This window comes from Treponema sp. J25, assembly GCF_004343725.1.
Lineage (GTDB): Bacteria > Spirochaetota > Spirochaetia > Treponematales > Breznakiellaceae > J25.
Window position 1 is genome coordinate 1 of sequence record NZ_PTQW01000031.1, and the last position, 23133, is coordinate 23133.

The following is a 23133-nucleotide window of genomic DNA, read 5'->3' on the forward strand; positions in this document are numbered from 1 at the left end:
AATGAGACCAAGAAAATAATTCATAAAAAGGGTGCATAAATAGGTGACAAATTTGTTGACAAATAGCGTGAACGCACTTAGGATAATCTAATTTTTTTTGTTTCTTTAGAAAGTAGGAGTAACAAAAAGTATCAAGATGAAGTAATACCTCGGTCTTAGGATCTTGATAATGTAAAGAATTGATACTTTGAATGGCAAGATCTACATATACTTTCTTACGAATAGCAAGCATCCCAATGGAGATAGCCCTGGTGCTAGATGATGGATAATGAAAAAACTTCCTATATTTCCTTTTAATAAAAAAGATAAACCGCTTATAGATTTGAATTATAGAAAGTTTTATTATGTGTAACTTTTCTAGGAAATTCTTACCGAAAAGAATTTTGATTATTCTTTTTATGATATACATTTATTGCTCACCAAACAATTTTTTAAAGTAATCGATAGTATATTTAAGTCCTTCTTCCAGCGGAATAGCAGGCTGCCAATGTAATATTTCTTTTGCTTTACTAATGTCAGGTCTGCGTTGTTTGGGATCGTCCTGAGGCAGTGGTTTAAATATAATTTTTGATTTTGAGCCGGTTAACTTGATAACCTTTTCGGCCAATTCAAGAATAGTAAATTCTCCAGGATTTCCCAGATTTATGGGTCCTGTTATGCTGGGATCGGTATTCATTAGTTTAATAAGCCCAGACACAAGGTCGGAAACGTAGCAAAAACTCCTGGTCTGACTCCCATCGCCGTAGACAGTAATATCCTCTCCTTTTAAGGCTTGAACAATAAAATTACTAACGACTCGACCGTCATTAGGATGCATATTTGGACCGTAGGTGTTAAAAATACGGGCCACTTTTATTTGTAGCTTATGCTGACGATGGTAGTCAAAAAATAGAGTTTCTGCACAGCGTTTGCCCTCGTCATAACACGCCCGAATACCGATGGGATTGACATTACCCCAGTATTCTTCTACCTGGGGGTGTACCGATGGATCTCCATACACTTCTGAGGTACTCGCCTGGAGTATTTTTACCTTGAGGCGTTTTGCAAGGCCGAGCATGTTTATCGCCCCATGTACCGAAGTCTTTGTGGTTTGTACTGGATCAAATTGATAATGTACAGGAGATGCAGGACAGGCTAGATTATAAATTTCATCTACCTCTACATATAATGGAAAGGTTACATCATGGCGGATTACTTCAAAATACGGATTGGTTAATAAATGGGCAATGTTCCGTTTTGAGCCGGTGTAAAAATTATCAACACAAATAACTTCATTGCCTTCCTGTAGTAATCGTTCGCATAGATGGCTTCCAATAAAACCAGCGCCACCGGTAACCAGGATTCTTTTACGATAGGGATTAGTATAAGACATACACAGCCTCACATTATATTGTTATTCTACGTCTATGACATCCATCCATGGAGCTATGATTCCAGATGGATATTCAATCTGCGATTTAAAACCGAGCCAATAGCGGGGAGCGATAACCTTTTTCCTGTTTTTCATGAAAAACGCTCCCCACCAGGAAAAACTGCTATTAGAAAGCACCCCATACTCACAAAGACTCATAAGGGCAAGATCCCCATATTGATCTAAATTTGAAATTGCTTTTTCAGAAAGATTTGGAAAATTGTGTAATACATATTCTGAATCATCAGTGAGAAAAATAAAAAAAGGATTGTTGATCGTCTCGGTAAAAATCTTGGTGGCCCTGTGATAATAGGAGAGAGGAAGATCTGCCCCTGTTTTCCCCAGAACGTCAAATGTTATATAATCGGTTTTACGTATGTGAACAAATACAAAGTTTTTCTTTTTAGGAAGCGAATCAAGAAACATATGTGCTTTATGTATATGGGTTTCTTTGATGGAGAAAGATACATTTTTTGCTAACTCTGCTTTTTGAAAATAAAATGTTGGTATCCATATGAAAGGAAATATTCCTTTTTTTAAGAAATAATGATTCTCTAGTTTATAACCGTTGTAGTGATCGAAAGAACAATATATAGACCCTATAATTCTAATTTTTCTTAAAAAGTTTAACACATAGCATAAATATTTGTCGAATAGCTTTACGATAATCTTATTATTAATTATATTCAGAACTAGAGTAGTATCTAGGCATTCATTAATTGATGGCATATTTAGAAGAATAAATTTTCTTTTTTTTATTTCTTTGGTTGCCGAATCTACTCCATTCAGTTGGAATAATTGATTACCCAATCGACCGGTTCCATTAAATAGTATATGCATAATTTATCTCTGTTCTAATCTTAGTTTTTCTTTTTTTCTTAGTATCTGTATTTTCCAGTATTTGTAATAAAGATAAGGACAATTTATTATTTTATGGTAATTATCTTTATAGTAGGCCTCTAAATCATTTTTAGTAAAAGCATAAATATCTTCCCATCTTCTTAATGCTAATACAGGAAGATCGGGAAAATAAGTAAAAAAAACATTTTCCTTTACTATTGGGATAGAATTTAGGATTATTGCCTCCCATGTTCTATGACAATCAAAACCATTACCGGGAGGAGATAAAACATATTGATAGTTAGACACTATTTTTCTATAAACAGGTACCGGTTTTTTATTTGAAAAACACAAAGAATAATCTAATTTCTCAAAGATATTAAATGCTTTTTCTCGTTCTAATGGGTTAGTGCTAATGCTAAAATTAACTAATATTTTACACTTTTTTTTTCTAATTGTTTTGTATTTAAAAAATTCAAAAATAATTCCATTCTCTAAATATTTTAGATTTTCTAAACCAATAGGGATAGCCTGAATTTTGTTATGCTTAAATAATATGTTCTGTACAAACGCATAATATATCATTGGATGATCAAATATGTATGAGGATGATTCATTGAAATTTTCATCTCCATTAGTAACTATTAATATAATTGGATTTTTTAAATTTTTAACTATTTTTTCGTAAAATTCCCCTAACAAAGGGGACTCAACGAAAATAATATCTCCTTTTTTTATTTTTTCAATAGATATTTTTTTATGTTTTTCATATCTTTTTTTTGTAATGAGCCTTAAAGTATCTCCAGATATATAAGGATAACTCGGTGGTCTTAATTTAAGGCTGAAAATAATCTTTTTTATAATTTTTTTAATTATATTTCTCATGATTTTATTCCCAACATTTTTTTCACTATGCTTTTTATTTTCTTTTGCCAACGGTTTTTTATCCAACTAGCCTCCCAATAATGGATAGCATAACTTTCATGACCAATATATGTTTTTTTAATTGTTTTTATATCTAGGTTTTTCGATAATTCATAATTTGGATATGGATAAAAATAGAGAGAAGGGAAGATAACGGCACTTAAATTAATGGCCATGTTTTTTATAAAGAGCTCTGTAAAAAGTCCTGGCCCAGAATGGTTAATAACCTTCATTCCATCGGTGGAAAAGAGAGGCCGTTTTGTAGCCTCTAATAGTTCTTCAAAAAAGAAGTTTTGGGGGTAGGTACCAATAAGAGCATTAATAATATTTATTGTTGATCCGTTACTATGCCCAGCAAAAAATCCGCACCCCTCTATGATTGGTTCAAAATTCTTAAGACATTCAAAATCGGTGTCTACATAAATACCGCCAAAACGATAGAGAATTTCATAGCGGGCAATGTCACTTTTGATGCCATAACTGGGCGAAAGATTATAGGCTATTTTATTCTTTAATCCTAATTTTTTTATTTTTTCTTCATCCCAGAGAATATATTCCCAATCGGGATGATAGAGCTTCCAGCTCTGCATAAAAGTTTTATATGCTTCTGGTACTGGAGAGCCCAGCCATATCTGATGAATAATTCGGGGGATCCGTTGGGTAATAGGAAGCGACTGGTTTAAAAAATCATTAAAACGGCGCTCTGCCAGTTCCCAAACAGGTAGGTTTTCAAGTTTTTTTTGTTCTTCTGTTTCAAAAAGGCAAAGGTCTAAAAATTTATTCATGTTTTTTTTGTTTTATTTCCGCATGCTGGGTGCTTTCTATATATTTTTTAAAAGCCCGATTGGTTAGTAGCTCAGTATAATTCCCTTCTGCTATAATTCTTCCCTGTTCTAAAAGATAAATCCGGTCACATTTTTCAATGGTGGTTAGTCGATGAGCAATAATAATGATTGTTTTACTGCGTTGCAGTTCTTCGATGGCTTCAAGAATTGTTCTCTCCGTGATAGTGTCGAGGGCACTGGTGGCCTCATCAAAAATAAGTATCTCCGGTTCATGGTATAATGCCCGGGCAATCCCAAGACGTTGCCGCTGGCCCCCACTCAAACGGACTCCCCGTTCCCCGATAATCGTATCGTATCCCTGGGGAAGTTCGTTAATAATAAAGTCATGGATATGGGCCATCTTGGCGGCCCTTTCTACTGCCCCATTGTCAATCTCGGTATCGGAGAACCCAAATGCAATATTATGGCGAACCGTGTCGTCGCTTAAGAATATAAACTGGGGAACATAGCCAATATTCCGCCGCCAGTTTCTCATATTGTTTTCGCTCAGGGGCGTGTCATCTATTAAAATGGTTCCTTCCTGGGGCCGGAGTAAACCGATAATAATGTCTACCAGGGTGCTTTTTCCTGAACCGGTTCTGCCGGCGATGCCTATGGTTGCGTGTGCGGGGATCCGTAGATTGATATTCTGAAAAAGTGCTTCGTTTGCGGTGGCATAGCGGAACGATATGTTATTAAGACGGATCCCCTCGCGAAGTCTGAGCTTTGTTTCTTCCTTTTCTGATGCAGGTAAATATATGGGCATCCGAAAATGTTCTTTTAACGTGTCTACACTGGAAGTAAAATAGTTAAGACTTGCGATACTGCGGAATACACTCTGAATGCTTGGCATGAGCCGGTAACCCGCGAGGGCAAAAAGGGTAAAGGTTTGCAAAATGGTGGAAAAATCTTTAACCAGTAGAAAATAAAAGGTGGCAAAGAGCACCATGAGACCAAAGATAAGAGTCTCAAGAATATATTTAGGTAAATCACTTAATAATTCATTAATTGCATAGCTTAATGCATATTGTTTTGTGGGAACTGAGAAATCTTCTATAAAGTGGTATTCTCGCCCAAGGATCTGAATATCCTTTATGCCCCCAAAGGCTTCAAGAAGGGCCTTGGTGCTTTTTCCTTCTACCACGAGACGTTCTCTTCCGAGCCGTTCGATGGTCTTCCGTATCAAGGTGTAGAGGATGCTGTAGGAACTAATGATAATCACCGCTGTTACCAGAGCTATGAGAGGATTTACCATTACTAGAAGAATAATCAAAAGAAGAGAGATGAGCCCACGGGAAACGATATCCATAAAGGGGTTTAGAACATTCCCTACAATATTGTTTACTTCTTTTTGAATATTCCGAAGCAGTTCGGATGAATTATGGGTAACAAAGAACTCGTAAGGGGCATATAGGTATTTGGTAAGAAGCTTAACGCTTAATTTATGTATTCGAAGAAGGGTAAACTTCTTTGCCACATAGGTAATCAGGGCCTTACTTACATTACTGAGGAGAATAAAAAAAACAAAGACAAGTCCTAAAAAGACAATAAACGAAGATACGGAGGAAAAATGCAGGAACTGATACAAAAATCGGAGTAATTCATTGGTATGGATGCTTTCAGGATTAGAGAGAATAGTGATAAATGGTAGAATCGAGCCAATCCCTACCATCTCGATAAGGGCCGAGAAAAACATGAGGATAAAAATAATGGATAATTTTATCTTATCCTCTTTTTCAAAAAAACTGAGGGTGGTACGGATAGGATCAATTATTTTTCGTAGTTTCGACACGATCATGTTTTCTTATTTCTTTCCCTATTTTTTTTCATTTTCCTACCGCAAAGTAGGTAAATCCTGCGGCCTCCACTTCATGCCGTTTGTAAATATTGCGCAGATCAAAAAAGTAGGGGGCCCGGAGCAGACGACGCACCCGTTCCAGGTCCAGATTTCGGAATTGGTTCCATTCGGTAAGGATCACCAGGGCGTCCGCCCCTTCGATTGCTTCATATTCATCGTGGGCATAGTAAAGGGAATCCTTAATAGCTGAAAGTCGCCAGCTTGCCTCTTTCATGGCGGCGGGATCAAAAGCCCGAAGTTGGGCCCCCCGGGTAACAAGGCCTTCACAAATGGTGATGGCCGGGGATTCCCTCATATCGTCCGTATTGGGTTTAAAGGCCAGCCCCAAAATTGCAATCGTCTTTCCCTTAAGAGAGCCGGGGCCACCGAGGCCATCTTCGATTTTTTTTACCATCCGCTGTTTTTGTCGTTCGTTGGCGGCAATGGTGGTTTCCACAAGAGTTAAGGGCTCCCCATAATCCCGACCGATCCGGGCCATGGCCTGGGTATCCTTCGGGAAGCAGGAGCCTCCATAGCCAGGGCCGGGATGTAAAAACTTTGCCCCAATACGTCCATCCCGGCCCATGGCCCGAGCGACATCCTGTACATTGGCACCCACCTTTTCGCAGAGATTGGCCACTTCATTAATAAAGGTGATTTTTACCGCGAGAAAGGCATTACTCGCATATTTAATCATCTCGGCGGTTTCTAGGTTTGTCTCGATATAAGGCGTTTCGTTCAGGTATAGGGCGCGGTACACATCTTTCATGAGTTCCCGGGCCCGATCGCTCTCTGCTCCAATGACTACCCGGTCAGGATGGGTAAAATCCTGTACCGCTGAGCCTTCTCGAAGAAATTCCGGATTGGAGACCACATCAAATTCAATACGGGCAGCCTCGGGGCCTCGTTTTTCTAGTTCTTCCCGGATCCAGCCCATCACCTTACGGGCAGTTCCTACGGGAACGGTACTCTTATCTACCACCACCGTATATTTGTTAATGGCCCGCCCTATTTCTCGAGCTACCTGCTCTACGTACCTTAGATCGGCGCTGCCATCGTCTGCCGGTGGGGTCCCTACCGCAATAAAGGCCACTTCGTTTGCCTGCACTGCAGCGGCCAGATTGGTGGTAAAGCTGAGGCGCCCTGCGGCCACGGTACGGGCAACCACATCGTCCAACCCAGGCTCATAGATAGGGATAATACCCTTTTTCAGGGCCTCTATTTTTTCACTGTTATTATCTACACAGGTAACAAAATTCCCAAAATCCGCAAGACAGGCCCCTGAAACAAGGCCCACATAACCAGTACCAATAACCGCAATTTTTGCCATGGAACTAACTCCTCGTCATTGCTTGTAGCATAAGATAATTTTTCTCATCATGTGTTTGTTTTACATAGCAACAGAATTTTCTGCGTTCCACATTTTTTATTAATAGTGGTGTCCAATACCAATGAATACACTTCGGTAATTTCCTGAAGGAATCCCTTTGATTCTCAGGGCCTCTTGAATATCGAAACCCACGCTAATTCGGACATAAAAGCTTCGCATAAAGTAGGGAAAGGTTACCACCTCAAGTCCCGCGGTGGTGATGGCCCCCTGAAGCGAAAATTCCCGTCCATGGACGGGGTCTTTTACCAGGGCCACATCGAAGAAGGGAGACCACTGTTGTTCAAAATCAAACAGGGCCATCCATTTTTTCCCAAACCACTCGGAAGGAACAAAGCGAATAACTCGGAAGGAAAAGTTCGTATTAAGGTATAGCCCATACTGAGCGGTAACGCTACTGGAAAGGATGCCCCGGATTGGCTCAGCCCCACTGGTATTGGGATCGTCAAAATAATATACCCCATACAGGCGACTTGAAAGACCCAGCCACGAAAACACTGGATAATGACCCATAATTGTGGCCGTTATATTCCTGCTCCAGGTTTCCTTATAAAAATTATGGGTGTTAGTATTGGCAAAGGAAACCTCGAGGCCGCGACGGAAATTCCCCACCCAGTCGGTACGTCCAAACGAGAGGGTATGTGAAAGAGTACCGGTGGGTCCTATTCGTTGCTGACCAATGTCTCCCCACGGCCGGTAGTTATATTGAAACCGCGCCGAAGGGGTATAGGTAAGTTTCCCGAGGCCATTTACTTTAAGTCCTGTAGGAATTTCCCAATCCGTCTGGAACCAGTTAGAAAGATACCAGTAGTCGGCAAACCGTTCCCCTTCGGTAGCCTTGTATTCAGAACTATTTTCTTCGTTAACATAAAACCCCTGATAGGCCTTTACCGTAAGGGTCGTAAAACCTACGGGGAAGGAGATGCCGAGTCCCGTGGTTGTTTTGTATTCAAATCCATATTGATAGGTGTATCCAAAGGTATGATCCGAATCGAGGTCCCAGTTAAGGTCGAAGGCCCTAAAAGGGAAATTAGAGTCTAACTCAATAAAGAGGGTTCCCTGTTTAAAGTCCAGTTCATTAAGGGGTTCCCGATCGATGGTATAGCCCAGATCTATCTTAAGAGGCTGGAGGGTTCCTAAAAAATTGTAGTCCCGGGCCTTTGCACTGAGTTCAAGCCCCGTATTGGAATCGTATTTAAAGTAGGGGAGGGCAATGATGTTCCAGGTATCCTTCGTGTAAATAGTCAAATCCACAGGAATCCGTCCATCCCCATCGGGTTCTGCCAGGATATATTCTACCCGGACTGAAGCAAGGGCCCGCTGATTCAAAAGGAGCTGCTTTTTTTCCTGTACATATTGTTCCAGGACTTCTTTGCCAATCAGGGCTTCCCCTTCGGTAAGTTCCGCCGCATTCCGAAGGGCGTAGGGCTGGGAAATCCCTTCCCGGTAAAAAGTGATATGCCGAATATAGTAAACGGTTTCATCTCTGCTTTGCTGAACCTGCGCGAAAAGATGGGGGGCACCAGGCATTAGAGTGAAAAGAATAAGGCAGAGAGATACCGCACGAGGGGTTTTCCTTTTTTTCATACCAGGTCCTTTATTTAGGGAATAGCTGTACGAACGCTTCAAACGAAAGCGGGAGGATCGTACAGGTCTCTTCGGTGGGAACAATAAAACGGAGCCCCCGCTCCTGATTCTTTTTATCGAGTCCCATGGGGCGGACAAGATGTTCCCACGAGATAGTTCCATTATAGAGGGGCGCCGTTTCGTATCCTAACTGGTCTAAAAGATTAATAATCCATCGGCCTTTCTCTTGGGGGGTGTGCCCCGTTACGACCCCGAGCCGGCATGCCTGGGCAATGCCCCACGCAACGGCTTCGCCATGGCTTATGGCTCCCAGTCCAAGGATTGCCTCCAAAGCATGGCCGAAGGTATGTCCCAGATTAAGCAGGGCCCGCTTACCTCCCCGCTCTTCGGGATCTTCGCTTACGATTTTGGCTTTTACTTCGATGGAACGAAGGATCAGTTCTCCAATAAGCTCATACAATTCAGGGGCTTTGCTTCTGGGTGGTGGCAATGCGTTCAAAGAAACAGTCCCATGGGAATCGGTATTCCCTTCTGAGGGATCCAGGTTAGTAGATAGGGGGGGCGGACTGAAGGTGTCTCCGGAGCCCCTTCCAAGGTTTTCCTGCGACGAAACAGGATTAAAAAGACTGTTCCATAAAGGAACTGTTTCTTCAATGAGGGAAAGGATTCCAGGATCTCCGATGATGCCGGTTTTTATGATTTCCGCAAACCCACTTTTCCATTCCCTGAGGGGAAGGGTTTCAAGGGTGATAAGAGGAGCCCATACTACTGAAGCAGGATAAAAGCTTCCGATAAGATTCTTTATTCCAAAGGCATCAAAGCCGGTTTTCCCACCCAGGGCAGCATCCACCATACCGAGCAGGGTAGTTGAAACAAGCCGTACCTCTACTCCTCGCATGTAGATGGAAGCAGCGAAGGCGACCAGGTCGGTGATTACTCCTCCTCCGATGCCAATGAAAAGCCCATCCCGTTTCATGCCTGCCTGTGAAGCGGATGCAAGGATCCTTTCTACCGTGGGCCAGCCTTTGTGGGCCTCTCCCGCCGGAAGAACGCAGAGGGCCGGTGTTCCCCGAGAAATGGGGGGTAAGCTGTTTTCAGTATTGTCGGCGGAGGATTTTTCGAGTTCTTCGCTAAAGGTAGAAAAGGGGGTTCCCGAATTGGATGGCGATCTGTTTTCCCTTACTAGCAATTCACCGTACCGTTTCGTATTTTCATCGCATATAATAAGAGTACTCGAAGCGCTGTGATTTCCACATAATTCCTCAAGTGAAGGGAGTTCCTGGGTTAGGACAAGGGTGGTCTTTTTGCTTCCAAACTGGTAGGTACGAGAAGAAGGTATTTTTTGAGACACCGCCAGATGAAAAGACATATCACACATTACCGTTCTATTTCACTAGGTGCCGGTAGGGGCTCCTCAAGCAATGCCGAAAGGTATACGATAGCTGAAGCGTCGGTTTGTTCTGGATTAGAGGAAAGGTGTGAAGGGGCAATGTTTTCCGAGTATATAACAAACAGACCTTTAGTAACCAGTTGTTCAATCTGGCTTACTTCGATGGCTTTGAAAAAAGGAAACTCGTGGCGTAAACATACGTGTTCGATGATGAATTCAAAGTCACTAATTCCTACCAGGATCACCCCCGAATATCCCTGGAGTTTTGCAGAAAGAATGATTCTATCCAGAAGATCCCGGTAGATCACCACGTTTTTGATGGTCCGCTTTACATAGCGGTAGCTCCGGCGGGCAATTTCATGGAGGCCCTCCGGCGTAATTGCATAATGGATGTTACGACTATTTACACGACGGATGGTAATCCAGCCTTTCTGGGCCATGCGTTTGAGGATCGCATTGGCCATGCCAAGCGAAACCCCCGCCACATGGGCCAAATCCCGCTGGCGGATTTCTTGCTCTTTTCGGGCAGAGTCATAGATGTTTTCCAGAATGACTAATTCTTCGTCAAAGTGTTCCGTTGGCATGAAATATAAAGGGGAAAAAAATGAAGAAAGTAGGGAAGCCCTTCCTGAATAGAACGGGTTTTTACCTTCTTAAAAAATCCGTGGTTTCTTTTTAGAAATAGAAATTTTGTAGCCCCCTTCTTTTAATGGGACCCTTGGGCCGAAACCACATTAAAAAATTCCACAGGTGGCCGCAACACACTCTGTGAAAATTGTTCACTCTTTGAACAGTATAGCACGGCACCCTGGGAAAATCAATAGTAGGGGCTTTTTCTTAATGTAAAAGTTTTCTTTAAATGGTTAAATGATGCACCAGTGCTTCTTCAAGAGCCCGGGAACTTACTTCCCATATATATGGTTCCTGATTCCAGAGTTTTTGATAGCCCTCTTTCCAGCTTTTTAGACTTTGTTCTATGATTGATTGTTCAAGGGGAAGTTGACTGCCCAGAAGCTTAAGTTCCATTTCTTTGTTTCGGAGCACCTGCTTGCCGGTCAGAATAAAACGAAAATCGCTGAGCACTTCCTTTTCTACCCGCGCCACCATAAGGATACACCCATAAGAAGTATAGGGAAGAGGACTGGGATAGGAACCAAAGCGGATATAATAAAATTGGTTCCAAGTTTCTAGGGGAATACGAACCCGGCTCAGAACCTTTTTCCCTTCGATGATCCGTTGTTCCCGTAAATACTGAAAGCGACTGGCCGAAATCCATTGACCCCCATTGGCATCTCGCAATTCATACATGGCATCCATGGCGATGAGCGGTCCATGAATATCGGAGGCCCTTTTACGAGCACAGAGGGCCCCTCCTATGGTTGCCAGGTTCTGAATAAGGGGAGTCGCCATACCTTCCACGGTGGCAATGAAAAAGGGAGGAAGTAACTTTCCTAAGGAAAGAATCTCTGCCAGAGGTACCATCGCTCCTATTTCCAGATATCGTTCGGTACGGGATATTTTTTTGAGTTCCTCCAGGGCCCCTAGATGCAAAATAATTGAAGGAATTTCAAATCGAAAATTGGTTTGCCCCTGCAGAATCTCGGTTCCTCCCGCAAAAAGGGTCGCCTCAGGATATTGATCCCATAACAAAAAAAGTTCATGGAAACTTCGGGGCGAAAAATATTGCCTATGAGGAACGTCCATACATCCTCCGTCGTCTGATATCTACAACCCGCTGAAGCACTTCAAGGCGTTCTTTGGGAGAAACACAATTACAGGGCATAAACGAACAAAAGGCGTTCATTTCTTCTGGGGTTGGTCTTGGAGAACGGAGCAGAAAATCCTCAATACTTAAGATGGTGGCATTGGTACAGTACCCACAGAAATGTATCCCCGTCTGGTCAATCCCCTGAATGATATCCTGATACTCTAGTGTCTGGGAAAAACCCTCTATGGTAACCACTTCGCTTCCCTGCAATTTGAATACAGGAATCATGCAGGATGGGACTAAGCGATTATTTAAAAAAACGCCGCAAAGACCACAGTGCCCGCTATTACAGGAACCATGGGTTCCCTTCAGATGAAAAGTTTCATGAAGAATATGGAGTAATCGTTCGTCCATCGATGCTTGAATAACCACATCTTCTCCATTCAGAATAAAAGAGATGGTCATAGGACATCCTTTCTTTCTTTATACGTTTGTACGATATCGAAGGGGCTAATGGGAATATCGGTTATAGCACCGTACACCGCTTGAGAAATGGCTTTCCCGTATGCGGCAGGCACAAGAATGCGGGGAAGGTCCCCTATGCCTTTACTATGGGTGGCCCCACCCCAGGAAAAATCAATCGTAATGGGAAAATCGGAAAGTTCTGGTGGTCGATAATAGGTTCCAGGGGAAGAAACTGTTCCCTCTGGGGAAAAAAGAATAGGGTCTTGCATGAGGTAGCTTATAACCTTTCTGGTCGCCTGTTCGATGGAACGTTTTGCCATGATTTCTGAAAGAATGGTTCCCCCATCGATAGAAAACCATACCCCTTTTATTAAAGGGAAAAAGGTGACAGGATTAACTTCCACTTCTACTACACAGGAAGCGGTGCTTTGAAACTTAGAAAGAAGGGATGTCTTGCTTCGGGGAGTGCAACGAAGGGTCTTTTCTTCCCGGATAGGGAGGGGATTCCGGAACCGTTTTTTCCGGATGTTTTCAAAGGCCTGTATGAGTAAACGGGTTATAATCACCATGCTGGAACTTACGGTAGGACCTGAGTCGGGGACCATGTCGGTTCTAAGGGGAGTAAAAACAATTTTGGAAAGGGGGATGGTAAGAATTTCTCCCGCCAGTTGGGCCCATAAGAGCTGCCAATTCATGAATGCCGATTGGGCACTGGTTGTTATGATAAGCTGTCCATCTTTCTGCAGGGTGACTACCACCGAAATAGAGGGAATTGAAAAAAACTCAAAAAACTCTCCTGCGGGTTGATAAGAATAGCTTACTCCAATCCCTCGCAGAGGCCGTTCTTCCTGGGAAAAGAACCCTTCCTGGGTAGAACGGTGTTTCCGACCCCGGGCAAGAAGTTCAAAGGAAACCCATTTGCGATGAAAATCGCTCATAGTGCATACCGTATCGATATGAGAAAAAAGGGGGCTCCGTTCCTGGCCTGCGGAGTGTGTTCCCGTACTTCCGGTATGGTACAGTTCCACGGGGTTACGGTCGAAATGCCGGCCTACCATGGCCATATGTTGTTCGATACAGAAAACTCCCGCTGCAAAGCCCCCATCTTCTGGGAGGTGAGCGGGGGGGCGATTAGTAGTAATACCGTACAGCTCAATCCGCTGATGTTCTATGGCATAGGTCCCCTGAATCCCTTTCCCAAACATCTCCAGGTATTCCGATAAAAAGGGCATATATGCCCCAGCGTGGACTACTCCCTGTACTTCCAGGGCAAGGATATCCCCATTTCGGCTATGGGCAGAACGAATCGTCGTTTTTACAAGGGGAGTCGCAAAGGCCCTCCCAATTTCTTCCCATTTTTCAAGAATGAGTCGGACTGGTTTTTTGAATAGTCGGGTGGCGAGGGCCACATAACAGGCAAGCAGGGCGGGGTACCACAATTTAAGATTCCCATGATTCCCTAGTTTTGATGGTTCTATCACAATATCCCGACTATGGGCCCTTAACACCTGGGCAACTGAATCTCGCACCAGGAAGGGCCATTGAGTTGGGAGTCGAATGCGTAATTTATCGTATTCATATTCTGCAAGGGCTCCGAGGGGTTCCGATGTCCAGGGATACAGGGGCTGTATCGTATAGGATTTTTCAAGAATGACCGGTGCTTTTTTAAATACCTCTTCTGGTTCTCCTTTTAGGGAACGAAATTTATCTCGAACATATTCGGAGGAGATAGAAGTGCTTCCATAATAGGGCTCTCGGGGCTGTACCTGTACTTGTATGTCCTGGCGAAGCTCATATAGTTTTTTTAAGGTAGGGCCTACGAGAATTCCTACCGGTTGTCCGCTATAAAGAATCTCTTCCTCAGCAAACAAAGGAACCTCGGTGTTCCCGATAGAAAGTACTTTGTGGCCCGGAATATCATCGGGTCCAATAAAGCTATAGTTGGGTGGTAACTTAGGAAGGCGAATGTCGGTGACCTGCCCTGCTGCCACTGGAGCCCCTACGAGGATAGCCTGGTACATTCCGTGGAGGATAATCTCATCAATATAAGGAGGGCTTCCTTCATTCATAGAACACCGCTTCCTTTGCTCCTTAAAGAGTTAGCGAAAAAGTTCTTCTCCCGCCTTTTTCACCGTGATAATTACCCGATCGATATCCTGGTCCGACATGTCCGGCCAGATAGGAAGAGAAATGGTCCGCTTGAAACTATCCATCGCATAGGGAAAATCGGAAGGAAGAAGATGATAGGTTTCCGCATAGTATCGCATGGTATGAAGGGGGATAAAATGGACCGATACACCAATCCCCTGTTCTTGTAATCGTTGAATCATCTCGTCCCGTTTTTGGAGGCCTATCGTCCCTGCCAGGCGGAGGGGATACAGGTGCCAGGCGTTTTCTGGACCGTCGGGGGGGATGATCACAAAGGGAAGGTCTCTGAAAGCTTCTGTATATCGATGGGCAATGTACCGTCGTCGGTCAAGGAGTTCCCAGGCCCGCTGTAATTGGACCCGACCAATGGCGGCAAGGATATCAGGAAGATTGTACTTATAACCCGGTGCTACCACGTCGTATTGCCAGGATGCTTTCGTATCGGTGTAGCGATGCCATACGGATCGATCGATTCCATGGGAGCGCATGATCGATATTCGCTGGGCAAGCTCTGGCTTGCCTGTTACAACCATGCCTCCTTCGCCGGTGGTAATGGTTTTGGTCGCATAAAAGGAAAAGACCCCTGCATCCCCGAGGGTTCCCAGAAAAGAACCGTCAGGGAGGAGCGAAGGGAACGCATGGGCCGCATCTTCGATGACCGTAAGATTATACTTCCGGGCGATGGAGCGAATGCTTCCCATATCACAGCCTAGGCCGCCAAAATGAACGGGAATCACTGCCCGGGGTCTCCCACGGGGGCCCTCAGTGACTGCCTGTCCTTCCCGCAGCAATTCGTAGGGGCCCTTTCCTTTGTTGATTCGCTCAAGGCTTTCTTCCAGGGCCCGGGGATCCATAAGGTAGGTACCGGGGATTACATCGACAAAAACTACTTCCGCTCCAAGGTACCGAACAACTTCGGCAGTGGCGGTAAAAGTATAGGTGGGCACAAAAACGAGATCCCCCGGTCCGACTCCACAGGCTTCGAGGGCCAGATGGAGGCCGCTGGTGGCAGAATTAACCGCCAGGGCGGTATGCGAACAGGCAGGGGCCGAGCCCCCCTTTTCTTTTCTTTGCAAAAAGGAGGCGAATTCTTGTTCAAAAGCCAGGGTCTCTTTCCCGGTGGTAAGCCAGCCTGAACGAAGCACCCGGAGCACCGCCGCCTCTTCCTCTGGTCCGATGGAGGGGCGAGCAAAGGGGAGCGGCTCGTTAGAAAGATCTTTTTTCGTATTCATATACTATGGCATCATAACCGTGGGGATTGCTTCGTGCAATACCTGACGGAGCTTTTGCCGATCCCGATAGAGCGAAGGTTGGGCGGGATCAAAAAAGCAGATGGGCCGCAGGGCCTCGAGGATCTCCGGAAGAGAAAAGGGAGGGGTTTGCGTCCGTTCTACCCGTTTGATGCGGGGGTATTCGGTATCTACCGGCACTTCCTCATCACTCCAGAGGTGTTCATCCAGACGCTCTCCCGCCCGTAACCCGATATACACAATTTTAATGTCCCGGTCTGGTTCATAGCCATAGAAACGAATCATCTGTTCCGCCAGGTCTTTTATACGAATGGGCTCTCCCATATCAAGGAGATACAATTTCCCGTTTTCTCCGACCCCGCCGGCTTTTAAAACCAACGAGCAGGCTTCGGGAATGGTCATGAAGTACCGTTTTGCTTCAGGGTGGGTTACCGTGACGGGACCCCCTTTTTCAATCTGTTTCTGAAAGAGGGGCATGATAGACCCCCGGGACCCCAGGACATTGCCAAAACGAACCACCATGTAGCTCCCTGGGGAACCTGTACGGGCCGCCTGGAGCACCAATTGTTCAGAGAGAAATTTTGATGCCCCATAGACCGATACGGGATGTACCGCTTTGTCGGTGGAAATAAGAACGAAGCGTTTTACCCCATGACGGAGGGCGGCGTGGAGCAAATTTTCAGTCCCAAACACGTTATTTTCGATGGCCGCCACGGGATTTTCTTCCATGAGAGGTACATGTTTATAGGCCGCGCAGTGAAAAATGACGTCGGTCCGGGTTTTCTCTATGATGTAGTCCATGTAGGCCCGATCTTTTAGGTCCCCAATGATGGGAACAATGGTGGCCTTTTCTCCCACCCCTTCTTCTTGCAAAAGACGCAACTCCCGATCGATCTGGTAGATTGAATTCTCACCGTGCCCAAACAGATACAGCCGCTGGGCTCCTCCCGAAAGGAGCTGCCGGCAAATTTCGCTCCCGATGGATCCCCCCGCGCCAGTAACCAGGACACGCTTGCCCCGGAGGTACTTGAGGCTTTCTTTAAGACCGATGACCACCGGGGTTCTTCCCAATAAGTCCTGGGGATCGATGGTCCGGGTCTGGATAAGGTGGGCATCCCCTTCGATGATTTGGGCGATGGCTGGCAGGATACGGATTTTTTCGAAACCCGCTTTTTTGAGGATCCCGTACAGTTCCCGGAGGTATTCTCGGGAGGCACTGGGAATGGCAATGATGGCCTCGTCGGCGGGGTTCATCCTCAGGAGTTGGGCCACGTCCTTAATGGGGCCGAGGACAGGAACTCCTTCGATGGTTTTCCCAATCTTTTCTGGGTCGTCGTCTAAAAAGGCAACTACTTTCCCAAATATCCCTTTAGACTGGATTTCCCGGGCCAGGTTCTGACCCGCAAATCCTGCTCCGATAATATACAGTCGTCGCGTTAGATTTCCGTTCATCCTTGTTGCGAAGGTACCCCAAACTGCGGTGCCGATTACGCTCGAGTAATCACCGTAAAGGCTAGATCAATAGTAAAGGAATCATTGTAGAGATCTAGCTTGACCTTCGCCCTCCCTTTTCTTTTATCGACCTTTACGATGGATCCCTCGAGTCCTTTGAGGGGACCTTCGGTAATCACGATCCGATCCTGTTCATCAAAATAGACGATGGATTTTTCTGCGATGGGACCGAGGCGAATAAAATGAAGGACCGTTTCGAGATCCTTTCCTGAAAGGGGAGTAGGTTCTGAGTTAGATCGGAGAAAACGATAAAACCCTTCGGTTTTGCGGAGTTCCCAATAGAGGAGAGGGGAAAAGGCTGTCTCTGTTTGGATAAATATATAACCCGGAAAGATAGGGGCCAGTTCGGTGTATAATTTCCCCATGCGTCGAATGGTGAGACGACGGCGGGGGAAGTGAAAAGACAGGGGAGTATCGGGATGTCTGCTGGTAAAGGTCTGGATGAATTTTTCTTCTCCCTTGGTTCGTACCTGGATGGTGTAGTACATCATGCCATGAGCATAGCACAGAGCATGACCTCTAGGCAACGGAAGGGTTTTTATAATAGGGTACGGATTCCGTTTGTTTCTGCTATGCGGTGGTCTCCGATATTTTTTGTTGGACTGAACATACAACAAAGGGTGCCCGGGAAAATCCGGAGCACCCTCATACTTTTTATTCTATTTGCAGTAATTAAAAGTGCACCCGTGTTTCGATAGTGAGGGTTGGACCACTAGTATAGGTAGGATTGGTAATCGAAAGGGTTTCGTTTCGAAGGGCATTGTTGGCAAGGATAAACGCCAGATCCACCGTCGGTGCAATGGGGACCACCACCTCTCCTTTAAAGATGGTGTTGGTATCAAAGAGATTTTGTCCCTTCGCAAGGGCATACACAAAGCCGGTCCGTTCATAACTGATAGAACCATACACATCATAGATGGGAATGAGTCCTCGTTTTATTGTCAGTACCGCCTTGATATAGTCTTCCTTGCTTGCATCCACAAAGGAAACATCTCCGGTGGGTGACCAGGGCATAAGATACCCCACCGTCATGGTGATCTTGTCCTTTATGAGGGAGAAGCCTGCCTCTCCGTAGATCCCGTTGATGGTTGCCTCCTGGCTCACCGGATTCTGGGCGAGGTTTATGAAATCTACCGCATACTGGGCCCGATTTCGTTCGTAGGTTCCATCGAACAACGAAGGTCTAAAGGCGCCCCGGTAGAATCGATATTCCAGTCTCCAGTCGATAAAGAGGACCCGTCCCATAAAACCGGTCATGAAGCCATAGTTCTGGAGAGCGTCAAACCCACTGCCCCGGTCGGGATCATAGATGGTTTTGTATTGCAAACCCGTTTCAAGTCCCGCTACTTCGGTCCTTGTGTAAGGGGCCACCGCAGCCACATCCGCAAAGGCCCGCAGCGCAAGCCAATCCATTTTAAGAATCGGCACATCAATATCCAGGGCCCCACCCAACAGCATCGGATTCCCGAGGGCATCCTGATCTGCCTTGCTCATGGCAGAAGCCGGATTAATATCCGCCACAAAGGTTATGCCGAAATACTGAGCAAGCTTTACGCGGGTTCCAAAGATCTCCGGTCTACCGATATCGTTGATTGCCCCTTCCAGAGCCCAGGGGCCTGCATCATAACCTGCATTCAGCCCAACCCGCCGTACCGATGGGAAGTCTGCATCATTGGCAAAGTTCCGCATGAGGATCCCATGCCCCAGGGTCATGGAAGAAAGGTTCCCTACTTTAAAGTAAAGATTGTCCACCAGGGGATCCCCATATTCAATGTATCGAATCTTAAGGGTCAGGTCCTGGAGGGCGTCCAGGGCTCCTTCGCCGGGGTTGCTTGCCCAGTATTCACTTCCGAAGGACCATTCATTGTTTCCTGCAGGATGGTACCAGGTAGAAGGATTAAAGAGGTCGTTGGTATAAATAACCGGCAGGTACAGGGCCATCTTTAATTTGCCAAGGGAGAATACCGGTTGTATCACCGCCTTGGAATAGGTTTTCCCATCAATAGCAACCGAACCAATCTCAAAGCCCAGCATGTCCCCGAGCCATCCCATCAATTTAGATTCGGTGGCCCTTGGCTTTTCTTTCCCCTCTGAAGGAGCAGCCGTCTCTGCAGAAGGAGGAAGAACCGCTGCTTCTGTATTTTTGGGGGAATCTTCACTCGTTTGGGCTGCCGGTGCCTCTGCTTGGGGCACTGTTTCAGGATTAAGCCTGATGAAATTCACGAGGTCCTGGAATTCCTGGGTAAATTGGTCCATCGTAAAGGGAACGGGAAGAAAGGCAGCACCAAAGACATCCACAAATTGGCCGGCCCCAACCAGGACCGATTGAACAGCTCCACCGCTTGTGCGGGCAAACTCTACCAGGCCCCGTTGGACATAGACCGCATCCCGTTTGCCTTCCTCTACCACCATGCTAAAGTCTGTTCCCCGCACGCCACAAACTGCGGTGGGGGTGCGGATTTCGTATCTTTCTTTACCCGTTACCTTTGCGGCCACCGTTCTGATTTTACCGGCCGCGAGGGACATTCGGTTGGTGTCCTGGCCCCCTCCACTCGCCAGGGCTTCAATCTTAAAGGTGGTATTCCGGGAAAGCTTAATAATACTGCCATTGGGATCAAGCTGAAGTTCCGCGGTAGTTTTTCCCGTTCTAATCGTCTCACCCACTTGAATGGTGTCACCCATCATGGCAGCGCGGGGTGTGCCTTCTTTAGTAATAACCGTGAGGGCCGATTCATCGTCGGCGTATACTAAAAGGGCCTTTGGTCCCCCCTGGGCCCACACCATCGTGACACTGCTGAAGATAGCTATAAAAAGGAATATATGCCGTATCCAGGCTTTTTTCATCGTTCGCCTCCTAGAACTGGACCGTCGTCATCAAGCTCGACGTCACCACATACGAATCCGTTCCCGGATCGTAGCGCAAATTATACACCAGCGAAAGAATCGCCGGTCCTGTTCTATAGTTTATTTTAGCACTTATGACCGCATTTTCAGGATCTACCAGATCCTTGAAAAAGTTCCCTGTTCCTTTAGGTGTGGGGGCTCCAAGATAATACTTTTCGTAGAGCGCATCAAAAGAGAATCCTGCCAGAAGCCCTTCCCCGAGCCGGGCAATCATCCGTAGATGGGGAAAATCGGTGATAGCCGTATCCGTAAGGGTTGTGGGAAGCGCCTTAAATGGCCCATCCAGGCTTGCGTTGAACACAACCAGTTCATCCATAAGGGAGAACCCCATGCTCGCAAGCCAGCCGGTATATATATCGCCAGAGGGATCACCGGTAAGGGAGGCGTATTTAATGTGGCGGAAAAGGTCATAGGAACTATCAAAATACGTAGGGATAAAATCGGGGCCTAAGAGTCTCAACTGCGCGCCGTAGGTCATAAAACCAAAGAGTTTACCTCCCATACCGAGCATGGAACCCCAGCGACTGCGGGGTTGGAAGACCAGATCCGAAAAGGCCGCCAGGCTTACCAGGGAGGTATTCACAATGGGAACCCGGGTATCGAGCCCCCAGATAACCACCGTTTCGTTGCTTAAGTTATAGGTGCTCACAAAAGTAGAATCCGCATAGCGCAGAGGATCCCGGTCGGCTGCTACGGTAACCCCTACTTGCATCTGTTTTAGAATGGGTAGATCGAAAGGATACAGGGGACGGACATACAAACGGCTTCCCACCACATCAAAATTGGCCAGGTTCCCCACAAAGGTTTCAATTCCCACATAGGGGAAATTGAAAAGTACGCCATCTATGTCGAGGGCGGCCCCAAAAATGCGGGTAGCGGGTAAGAAGCGGGTATTGGAATAATTGCCCATAATGAAACCGTTCCCCAATGTCCCATCGTCGAAGGAGCCAAGTTTTACAAAAAGAGGTTCTCCCTTTTCGGCATACCTGATATAGGCAATTTTGGGAAGGTACAGTTCGAAGAAGTTTTTTCCCGCCTTTTGCCAGTTCCAGTCGGGTTCGTATATTTCGACGGCGGTTCCACCGGGACCAGGCTTAATATTAAAGTGTATAGTGAGATCGAGGCCAATACCGAATTTTCCCAGGGCAATGTCAGGTTTTAGGGTAAGCTTATTGTAGGTTGCCTGGTTTTCTGCCGTTAAAGGGGCAGTGGGATCTATGGGTAGTATTTCTGTGCCAAGGCCCAATTGAAAGGTGAATGCCGGAGCATTTGCGTTCTCCGCCTGCAGGGGAAGAATAGAAAAAATTCCTCCCAACACCAAGAGGGTCAGGCTGTGTCGTATCGTCTGTTTCATCACGTTCTCCTCCCTACTCAAAATTATACTACATGGCTGGATAAAAAAAAGGAAAAAAGTTTACAATATGACTAGTTTTGTATGATTTTTAGGAGGAGGTATTCATGAAGGTTGGAATTCGTCGGTGGCCCCTGGTACTGATGGTGATGGTAGGAAGTATCTGGGCTCCCCTTCTTTGGTCAGAAATCCCTGAAGGAACTCCCCGCGGTTTTTCCCGCCAGGTACTCGATAATGGGCTTGAGGTGTTTTTGTATGAAAACCACAGTACACCCCTGGTGTATATTGAGATTGCCTTTCGTTGTGGGGGTATTACTCAGGATGAGCGGACCGCAGGGCTCTTTCATTTTTACGAGCACCTGATGTTTAAGGGGAATTCTCGATATCCCACCGCAGCGGCGGTGCAAACCGCCTATCTTGATCTTGGGGTGTCTCAATGGAATGGTTCTACCGGCTCGGAGTACGTAAACTATTATTTTACCGTTCCTTCCCATATGATTCGGGAGGGTCTTGAGTTCTGGTCCTTTGCGATTCGAGAACCCCTCCTTAAAGAGGAAGAAATAGAGCGAGAAAAAGGGGTGGTGATCAGCGAAATTACCGGTGATTTTTCGGATCCTGACCAGATCTTTCAAGCTGCAGTGGATAAGCATCTTTTTCCGCGCTATCCCTGGCGGCGGGATCCCCGGGGAACGGTGGAAAATGTTCGTTCCTGTACTCGAGATGACCTGCTTCGTATCAAAAACACCTATTATGTTCCTAACAATGCGGCCCTTTTTATTGGGGGAGATATTGACCCTGTCAAAACCCTGGCACTGGTGAAAGAGATCTACGGTAGCTGGAAAGCTGCCCCGGACCCCTGGGCCACGGCGCTTTCCCCCCAGGTAGATAAACCCTTCCAGAAACCCCTCTTCCTTGTGTACCCCGATAGTACGGTAAATCCCCGGATTGGGGTAGTCAGTATCTACTATCGGGGCCCCGATGTTCAGCGGGATACCAATGCTACCTATGGTGCCGATGTCTGGGGAACCCTTTTGGATAATCCTGCGGGTCGATACAAGACCCGTCTTATTCAAGCTAACCTGGGCATCCCTGATCCCCGGTATACGGGGGCCTGGTATTGGACCCAGCGGGATGGGGGACAAATCGTTTTTTGGGCCTATCTTTTAAGGGATGAACGACCCTTTAGCCAGAAAGTGCGATCCCTGTATGAACTGCTTTCTCAGCAGGAAATTCCAGCCATGGTTCAGGACCCTGCCTATTTCTCCGCAGAAGAATTTGAACTGGTAAAGCAGGTCCTCGAAAATCAACAAATTTTGGAACAAGAGACGGTAGAGGGTTTCCTTCGGAACCTTCGATTCTGGTGGGCCTCGGCTTCTACGGACTACTACTTTTCGTACATGAAGAATCTCCGTTCCACCACAAAAGAAGCGGTAAGCCGGTATGTACAACAGTATCTTCTGGGAACGGCCCCCCTTATTACGCTGCGGATTCATCCATCGGTGTATGAGCAGGAGAAAAAACGATTAGAAAGCGATGGTTTTACCGTCATCACCGAAGACAAAGCCTTTTGGTGGAAATAAGAAAAAGGGGAGAGA

The 23133-nt window shown here is 45.9% G+C and carries 18 protein-coding genes; 1 reads left to right on the plus strand and 17 read right to left on the minus strand.

Annotated elements, in window-relative coordinates:
- Window positions 1–409: 409 nt before the first annotated feature.
- From C5O22_RS09505 to C5O22_RS09585, 17 genes are all read right to left on the minus strand, one after another.
- Entirely contained in the window at window positions 410–1372 is a 963-nt protein-coding gene (locus tag C5O22_RS09505; protein ID WP_132781255.1) for a UDP-glucuronic acid decarboxylase family protein, read from the minus strand.
- Window positions 1373–1393: 21 nt separating this feature from the next.
- Entirely contained in the window at window positions 1394–2251 is an 858-nt protein-coding gene (locus C5O22_RS09510; protein WP_132781257.1) for an alpha-1,2-fucosyltransferase, read from the minus strand.
- A 3-nt stretch (window positions 2252–2254) separates the two neighbouring features.
- Window positions 2255–3202 carry a hypothetical protein gene (locus C5O22_RS09515; protein WP_132781259.1) on the minus strand — a complete coding sequence of 316 codons (948 nt, stop codon included), beginning with the start codon at window positions 3200–3202 and terminating at the stop codon, window positions 2255–2257.
- Window positions 3133–3960 carry a glycosyltransferase family 32 protein gene (locus tag C5O22_RS09520; protein WP_132781261.1) on the minus strand — a complete coding sequence of 276 codons (828 nt, stop codon included), beginning with the start codon at window positions 3958–3960 and terminating at the stop codon, window positions 3133–3135. The genes C5O22_RS09515 and C5O22_RS09520 overlap by 70 nt, the downstream gene beginning before the upstream one ends.
- Window positions 3953–5797 (minus strand): ABC transporter ATP-binding protein, encoded by a 1845-nt coding sequence (locus C5O22_RS09525; RefSeq protein ID WP_132781263.1) that lies wholly within the window; start codon window positions 5795–5797, stop codon window positions 3953–3955. Before C5O22_RS09525 ends, C5O22_RS09520 begins: the two co-directional genes overlap by 8 nt.
- 28 nt (window positions 5798–5825) lie before the next feature.
- On the minus strand, window positions 5826–7166 hold the full coding sequence (locus C5O22_RS09530) for a UDP-glucose dehydrogenase family protein (protein WP_132781265.1): 1341 nt from the start codon (window positions 7164–7166) through the stop codon (window positions 5826–5828).
- A gap of 99 nt (window positions 7167–7265) precedes the next feature.
- Window positions 7266–8753: a hypothetical protein gene (locus C5O22_RS09535; protein WP_132781267.1), complete on the minus strand. Its 1488-nt coding sequence runs from the start codon at window positions 8751–8753 to the stop codon at window positions 7266–7268.
- A 67-nt stretch (window positions 8754–8820) separates the two neighbouring features.
- Window positions 8821–10179 (minus strand): 3-dehydroquinate synthase, encoded by a 1359-nt coding sequence (locus C5O22_RS09540; protein WP_165910484.1) that lies wholly within the window; start codon window positions 10177–10179, stop codon window positions 8821–8823.
- Between the two features lie 8 nt (window positions 10180–10187).
- Window positions 10188–10784, minus strand: a complete 597-nt coding sequence (locus tag C5O22_RS09545) for a winged helix-turn-helix transcriptional regulator (protein WP_132781270.1) — start codon at window positions 10782–10784, stop codon at window positions 10188–10190.
- A gap of 271 nt (window positions 10785–11055) precedes the next feature.
- The gene (locus C5O22_RS09550) at window positions 11056–11904 is read right to left on the minus strand and encodes an FAD binding domain-containing protein (protein WP_132781272.1); all 849 of its coding nucleotides are present in this window, start codon (window positions 11902–11904) and stop codon (window positions 11056–11058) included.
- Window positions 11888–12373, minus strand: coding sequence for a (2Fe-2S)-binding protein (locus C5O22_RS09555; RefSeq protein ID WP_132781274.1), 486 nt, complete (start codon window positions 12371–12373; stop codon window positions 11888–11890). Before C5O22_RS09555 ends, C5O22_RS09550 begins: the two co-directional genes overlap by 17 nt.
- Complete coding sequence (locus tag C5O22_RS09560; RefSeq protein ID WP_132781276.1) at window positions 12370–14442, minus strand: xanthine dehydrogenase family protein molybdopterin-binding subunit; 2073 nt, start codon at window positions 14440–14442, stop codon at window positions 12370–12372. Before C5O22_RS09560 ends, C5O22_RS09555 begins: the two co-directional genes overlap by 4 nt.
- A gap of 30 nt (window positions 14443–14472) precedes the next feature.
- Window positions 14473–15753 carry a DegT/DnrJ/EryC1/StrS family aminotransferase gene (locus C5O22_RS09565; RefSeq protein ID WP_132781277.1) on the minus strand — a complete coding sequence of 427 codons (1281 nt, stop codon included), beginning with the start codon at window positions 15751–15753 and terminating at the stop codon, window positions 14473–14475.
- A gap of 3 nt (window positions 15754–15756) precedes the next feature.
- Window positions 15757–17223 (minus strand): polysaccharide biosynthesis protein, encoded by a 1467-nt coding sequence (locus C5O22_RS09570; protein WP_132781279.1) that lies wholly within the window; start codon window positions 17221–17223, stop codon window positions 15757–15759.
- A 35-nt stretch (window positions 17224–17258) separates the two neighbouring features.
- On the minus strand, window positions 17259–17774 hold the full coding sequence (loaP, locus tag C5O22_RS09575) for an antiterminator LoaP (RefSeq protein ID WP_132781280.1): 516 nt from the start codon (window positions 17772–17774) through the stop codon (window positions 17259–17261).
- A 181-nt stretch (window positions 17775–17955) separates the two neighbouring features.
- On the minus strand, window positions 17956–20127 hold the full coding sequence (locus C5O22_RS09580; RefSeq protein WP_132781282.1) for a FecR family protein: 2172 nt from the start codon (window positions 20125–20127) through the stop codon (window positions 17956–17958).
- Between the two features lie 10 nt (window positions 20128–20137).
- On the minus strand, window positions 20138–21541 hold the full coding sequence (locus tag C5O22_RS09585; protein WP_132781283.1) for a hypothetical protein: 1404 nt from the start codon (window positions 21539–21541) through the stop codon (window positions 20138–20140).
- Window positions 21542–21645: 104 nt separating this feature from the next.
- Here C5O22_RS09585 and C5O22_RS09590 point away from each other — a divergent pair, with 104 nt between their 5' ends.
- Window positions 21646–23118: a M16 family metallopeptidase gene (locus tag C5O22_RS09590; RefSeq protein ID WP_132781285.1), complete on the plus strand. Its 1473-nt coding sequence runs from the start codon at window positions 21646–21648 to the stop codon at window positions 23116–23118.
- Window positions 23119–23133: the final 15 nt, after the last annotated feature.

What these genes read in the sequence shown, in the direction of transcription:
- C5O22_RS09565 (WP_132781277.1), bottom strand. Translation starts at nt 15,753, where the DNA reads ATGAATACGAAAAAAGATCTTTCTAACGAGCCGCTCCCCTTTGCTCGC.
- C5O22_RS09590 (WP_132781285.1), top strand. Translation starts at nt 21,646, where the DNA reads ATGAAGGTTGGAATTCGTCGGTGGCCCCTGGTACTGATGGTGATGGTA.
- C5O22_RS09550 (WP_132781272.1), bottom strand. Translation starts at nt 11,904, where the DNA reads ATGGACGTTCCTCATAGGCAATATTTTTCGCCCCGAAGTTTCCATGAA.
- C5O22_RS09560 (WP_132781276.1), bottom strand. Translation starts at nt 14,442, where the DNA reads ATGAATGAAGGAAGCCCTCCTTATATTGATGAGATTATCCTCCACGGA.
- C5O22_RS09530 (WP_132781265.1), bottom strand. Translation starts at nt 7,166, where the DNA reads ATGGCAAAAATTGCGGTTATTGGTACTGGTTATGTGGGCCTTGTTTCA.
- C5O22_RS09505 (WP_132781255.1), bottom strand. Translation starts at nt 1,372, where the DNA reads ATGTCTTATACTAATCCCTATCGTAAAAGAATCCTGGTTACCGGTGGC.
- loaP (WP_132781280.1), bottom strand. Translation starts at nt 17,774, where the DNA reads ATGATGTACTACACCATCCAGGTACGAACCAAGGGAGAAGAAAAATTC.
- C5O22_RS09535 (WP_132781267.1), bottom strand. Translation starts at nt 8,753, where the DNA reads ATGCCTGGTGCCCCCCATCTTTTCGCGCAGGTTCAGCAAAGCAGAGAT.
- C5O22_RS09555 (WP_132781274.1), bottom strand. Translation starts at nt 12,373, where the DNA reads ATGACCATCTCTTTTATTCTGAATGGAGAAGATGTGGTTATTCAAGCA.
- C5O22_RS09545 (WP_132781270.1), bottom strand. Translation starts at nt 10,784, where the DNA reads ATGCCAACGGAACACTTTGACGAAGAATTAGTCATTCTGGAAAACATC.
- C5O22_RS09520 (WP_132781261.1), bottom strand. Translation starts at nt 3,960, where the DNA reads ATGAATAAATTTTTAGACCTTTGCCTTTTTGAAACAGAAGAACAAAAA.
- C5O22_RS09510 (WP_132781257.1), bottom strand. Translation starts at nt 2,251, where the DNA reads ATGCATATACTATTTAATGGAACCGGTCGATTGGGTAATCAATTATTC.
- C5O22_RS09580 (WP_132781282.1), bottom strand. Translation starts at nt 20,127, where the DNA reads ATGAAAAAAGCCTGGATACGGCATATATTCCTTTTTATAGCTATCTTC.
- C5O22_RS09525 (WP_132781263.1), bottom strand. Translation starts at nt 5,797, where the DNA reads ATGATCGTGTCGAAACTACGAAAAATAATTGATCCTATCCGTACCACC.
- C5O22_RS09570 (WP_132781279.1), bottom strand. Translation starts at nt 17,223, where the DNA reads ATGAACGGAAATCTAACGCGACGACTGTATATTATCGGAGCAGGATTT.
- C5O22_RS09585 (WP_132781283.1), bottom strand. Translation starts at nt 21,541, where the DNA reads ATGAAACAGACGATACGACACAGCCTGACCCTCTTGGTGTTGGGAGGA.
- C5O22_RS09540 (WP_165910484.1), bottom strand. Translation starts at nt 10,179, where the DNA reads ATGTCTTTTCATCTGGCGGTGTCTCAAAAAATACCTTCTTCTCGTACC.